Annotated in this window: 5 protein-coding genes; 4 read left to right on the top strand and 1 reads right to left on the bottom strand. The window is 63.5% G+C overall.

Annotated elements, in window-relative coordinates; translation table 11 throughout:
* The 4 genes from MKI88_RS21225 to MKI88_RS21210 form a co-directional block, all read left to right on the top strand.
* Positions 1 to 236, top strand: a 236-nt coding sequence (locus tag MKI88_RS21225; RefSeq protein ID WP_407073397.1) for an AMP-binding enzyme, incomplete at its 5' end; no start/stop codon positions are given.
* A gap of 17 nt (positions 237 to 253) precedes the next feature.
* Positions 254 to 1,399 carry a MaoC family dehydratase N-terminal domain-containing protein gene (locus MKI88_RS21220; RefSeq protein WP_241633541.1) on the top strand — a complete coding sequence of 382 codons (1,146 nt, stop codon included), beginning with the start codon at positions 254 to 256 and terminating at the stop codon, positions 1,397 to 1,399.
* A 105-nt stretch (positions 1,400 to 1,504) separates the two neighbouring features.
* The gene (locus MKI88_RS21215; RefSeq protein WP_241633540.1) at positions 1,505 to 2,521 is read left to right on the top strand and encodes an alpha/beta hydrolase; all 1,017 of its coding nucleotides are present in this window, start codon (positions 1,505 to 1,507) and stop codon (positions 2,519 to 2,521) included.
* 3 nt (positions 2,522 to 2,524) lie between these two features.
* A complete protein-coding gene (locus MKI88_RS21210) occupies positions 2,525 to 3,739 on the top strand; it encodes a CaiB/BaiF CoA-transferase family protein (protein ID WP_241633539.1) in 1,215 nt (404 codons plus the stop codon).
* A 15-nt stretch (positions 3,740 to 3,754) separates the two neighbouring features.
* Here MKI88_RS21210 and MKI88_RS21205 read toward each other — a convergent pair.
* Positions 3,755 to 4,503, bottom strand: a 749-nt coding sequence (locus tag MKI88_RS21205) for a sulfotransferase (protein ID WP_241633538.1), incomplete at its 5' end; no start/stop codon positions are given.

The raw sequence follows: 4,503 nt of genomic DNA, 5'->3' as shown, positions 1-4,503 counted from the left end.
GCGCGCCCGACGCGACACGCGGGCTTGTGGTGAAGGCATTCGTCGTCACCGATCGGAGCCCGAGCGACGCGTTCGTCACCGAATTGCAGAATTTCACGCGGGAACGGCTGGCGCAGCACGAATTCCCGCGCCTCGTCGAATTTGTGGGTGAACTCCCCAAAACCCCTGCGGGCAAGGTTCACCGCAAGGTGCTGCGCGATCGCGAGGCCGCCGCCGCGGCTGCGCTCGTCAACTGAATTTCAGGAGAAGAACAATGGCAACAGTGCTCGAAAAACCGACCAACAAATTTCCGAAGATTACCGAGGAAGGTCTCGAAGACCTGCGTTCGCGCATCGGCGTGAAGATCGAGAACACCGTGGAGCCGTGGAACTATGAGGCGAGCCGCGACGCGATCCGCCACTATGCCCACGGTATCGGCGACGATAATCCGCTGTGGTGCGATCCCGAATATGCCGCGAAGACGAAGTATGGCTCGATCGTCGCACTGCCGAGCTTCCTCTTCACGACGAGCCGGCTCATCTCGGGCTATTGCGGCGGGCTTTCAGGCGTTCACGCGATGTGGGCGGGTGCCGACTGGACATGGCACAAGCCTGTGCTGCGCAACGACACGATCAAGACCGAGGCGCATCTGAAGGATCTGGTCGAGCATCAGACCAAGTTCGCTGGGCGCAGCTTCCAGCAGATCTACCATGTCGATTTCTACAACCAGAATGGCGATCTGGTGGCCGAGGGCGATAGCTGGGTGTTCCGCACCGACCGTGACGAAGCGCGCGAGCGCGGCACCAAGTACACCGACGTCAAGGGCAAGGTGGAACCCTTCACCGATGAGCAGCTCGCCGAATGGTCGAAGCTCTATGCCAATGAAGAAGTGCGTGGCGCGACGCCGCGTTACTGGGAAGACGTGAAGGAAGGCGAGGAACTGCCGCGCATGATGAAGGGGCCGATGACGGTCACCGGCTTCATCTGCTACGCGCAGGGCTGGGGCGGGCTCTACATCCGCGCCAACAAGCTGGCGTACAAGATGCAGCAGGCGCATCCGGGCCTCGGCATCAAGAACCGCTTCAACGTGCCCGATTGCCCCGAGCGCGTGCACTGGGACGAGGCGTTCGCGCTCGAGGTCGGTGCGCCCGGCGCGTATGATTACGGTCCGGAGCGCTGCTCGTGGCTGACCCATCACATCACCAACTGGATTGGTGACGACGGCTTCCTGCACAAGAGCAAGTGCCAGATCCGCCGCCACAATCCCGACGGCGACGTGATCTTCATCGACGGCAGCGTGACGCGCAAGTTCGCCGAGAACGGCAAGCATTATGTCGAGATCCAGCAGACCGCGACCACGCACCGTGGCGAGGTGTCTGCGTTCGGTACCGCGATCGCCGAGCTTCCGAGCCGGGGCTGATTGCCGCCGCCGCTGGTGTTGAAACATGCGGAGCGATTGCAGCCCGGGCCTTCACACAAGGTCCGGGCTGTGTCGTAAGAACCGCAGGACCGAAAAGGAGAGGGTATGGCACAACATCCGGCGGAGGCGCCGCAATTCGATGTGAACGGGGACGTGCGCGTTCCGGCATTCCTGCTGCCGGTTTCCGGCCTGCTGAGCGACGAAGCGGCCGCATTCCAGCGGATGCGCGCGACAATGCCGGCTTTCGATGCCGCCGGGGTTGAACCCGATATTGCCGTGCGGCGCGCGCAGATCCAGGCCTATACCGAACCCGCCGTTGCGCGGTTGCGCGACATGTTCGCGGTCGACATCACGACCACCACGATTGGCGGGGTCGAGGTGATGGAGGTGACGCCCGCCGGCGGCGGTCATGATCCCGAGCGTGTCCTCATCAACCTGCACGGGGGCGCCTTTATCGTCGGCTGGGACGGCATCGCGAAGATGGAGTCGATCCCGATCGCGGCGATGGGCGGCTATCGCGTGGTGAGCGTGAATTACCGCATGGCCCCCGAGCACCGCCACCCGGCGGGAGTCGAAGACGTTGCCGCCGTCTATGCTGTGCTGCTGAAGGACTATGCGCCCGGGCGGATCGGCATCTATGGCGGATCTGCGGGCGGGGCGCTGACCGCGCAGGCCGCTGCCTGGCTTCCAGCGAACGGGCTGCCTCAGGCCGGGGCTATCGGCATTTTCGGGGCCGGCGCTGTGCCCTTCGATGCGGGGGAATCCGCCTATGTCGCGGGCTATATCGATGGGTCGTTTCCGCCGCCGGATGCGGGCGGGTCACTGGCGGACATCACCCGGGGCTATTTCGAGGGTTGGGATCGCAAGGACCCGAGCGCCTGGCCCGGCTATCACCTCGATGTGCTGGCCACTTTCCCGCCGACCCTGATCCTCACCGGCACGCGCGCGATGGACCTGAGCCCCGCCATATACACCAACAGCCAGTTGCTGAAGGCAGGTGTGCGGTCGACCCTGATCGTCGGTGAGGGCATGGGCCATTGCTATCATTATCAGGTTTCGCTGCCCGAGGGGCGGGATGCCTGTGAGGCGATCATCGCCTTCTTTCGGGAACATCTGGGCTGAACGATGCAGAAGGACAAAAGCACTCTCTGGAAGGGGCCGCTTGCCGGCATTCGCGTGCTCGATTTCACCCGCGTGCTCGCGGGGCCAGCCGCGGCGCTTGCGCTCGCCGACCTCGGGGCCGAGATCATCAAGGTCGAACCACCGGGCACGGGCGACGAAACGCGCACCTTCCCGCCGATGCGCGAAGGCGAGAGCCATTATTTTCTGAGCGTCAACCGCGGCAAGAAGAGCATCGTCATCGACCTCAAGACCGATGCGGGCGTCGCGCTGGCCCGTGATCTCGCCACCAAATGCGATATATTGATCGAGAATTACCGTCCGGGCGTGATGGACCGTCTCGGCCTTGGCTATGAAACGCTGTCGGCGCTCAACCCGCGGCTGATCTATTGCGCAATCTCGGGTTTCGGGATGACCGGGCCGCTGAAGGATCGGCCATCGTTCGACATCGTCCTCCAGGCCATGTCGGGCGCGCTCAGCGTCAATGGCGAGCCGGGCGCCTTGCCGACCAAGCTCGGCATCCCGCTTGGCGATCTTGTGGGCGGGATCAACGGCCCGATGGGTATCCTTGCAGCGCTCTATGAGCGGAGCGTCACTGGCCGTGGCCGTCTGATCGATGTCAGCCTGATGGACGGGATGATCGGGATGCTCGGCTATCTCGCGCAACTCGCGTTCTTCACGGGCGAAGACCCGAAGCCGCAAGGGTCGCAGCATCCCAATCTGGTGCCCTATGGTATATTCCCCGCCAGCGACGGCTCGATCGTCATTGCATGCCTGACCAACGGCTTTTGGGGGCGGATCTGTGCGGCGCTCGACATGCCCGGGCATGTCGATGATCCGCGGTTCGACACGATCGAGAAACGGCGTGACAATCGCGAGGCGATCAATGCGATGATCTCGGAATTCACGATCCGGCGGACGGTCAAGGAACTTGCCGCGCTGCTCGCCGAGCATCAGGTGCCGCACGCACCGATACTGGGCGTGAAGGATGCCCTGTCGCAGCCCCAGGCCATCGCGCGGGAGTTGGTGGTGGAGACCGAGCACAAGGTGCTCGGCAAGATCCCGATCGTGAACCGCTCGATCAGGTTTCCGGGCAATGCGCAGCCCGTCCCCGAGGCACCGCCCGTGCTCGGACAGCATACGAGCGAGATACTGGAAGAGATATTGGGGCTTACGCCGGCCCAGATCGAGGAATTGCGCGCGGCACAGGTCGTCGGCTGACGGTGTCGTGCCGCGTCAGGCCTTGCAGGGGATGCTGAAGCGCTCGCAATAATCCTTGAAGTGCGCGTGCACGCCCGCGCGCGTCAGCCCGTAATCCTCGAGCGCATAGCTGTGCTTGCCGTGCTTGCCCTGCGGGTTGCAGGCCAGATAGGCAGCCATCCCGGCTTCGGCTTCGGCGGTGAAAGGCTCGTCGAAGCGCGCGTAGAGTTTGCGCATCTCGCCGATCGGATCGCGCACCTGATCCTCATACTGGATGTCGTGGATCGAATCCTGCCCGTGCTTTTCGCGATAGGCGAGCATCCGCTCGATCATCAGGTCGAAGGTCTGGACGAGCGCCTTGCCGACTTCGATCGGATCGACCTCGGCGCTGAACATCTTGCGGACGTTGAAGACGAGGCTGCAGGCCGAACCGACGACATCGGCGGGATCGCGGTGCGTCATCGCGAGCTGCGCGTCGGGATAGACGCTCGTCATGTCGTCGAGGAACAGCGGATGCCAGGGGTTCTTGAGCGTCCAGCGCCCCGCGTTGTTCGCCTGCAGGAGCTGGAGCAGCCGCTTGTGATAGCGAAAGGCGGGCAGATAGCTGGTGTTGAAGAACCAGTCCCGATAGCTCGGGATGTGCAGAACCGAGTCATAATATTGGGCGCAGAAGGATGGCGACATGGCGAACTGGCATTCGGTCGGGCTGTCGGCATCCTCATGATGGATCGCCGAGATGCGCGGCGCATATTTGAGCGACATGTCGAGCCGCTCCTGCTCGGCGA

The organism is Sphingomonas sp. LaA6.9 (genome assembly GCF_022601895.1).
GTDB lineage: Bacteria > Pseudomonadota > Alphaproteobacteria > Sphingomonadales > Sphingomonadaceae > Sphingobium_A.
The sequence above is the reverse complement of the archived record's forward strand: the minus strand, read 5'-3'. Positions and strand labels throughout refer to the sequence as shown.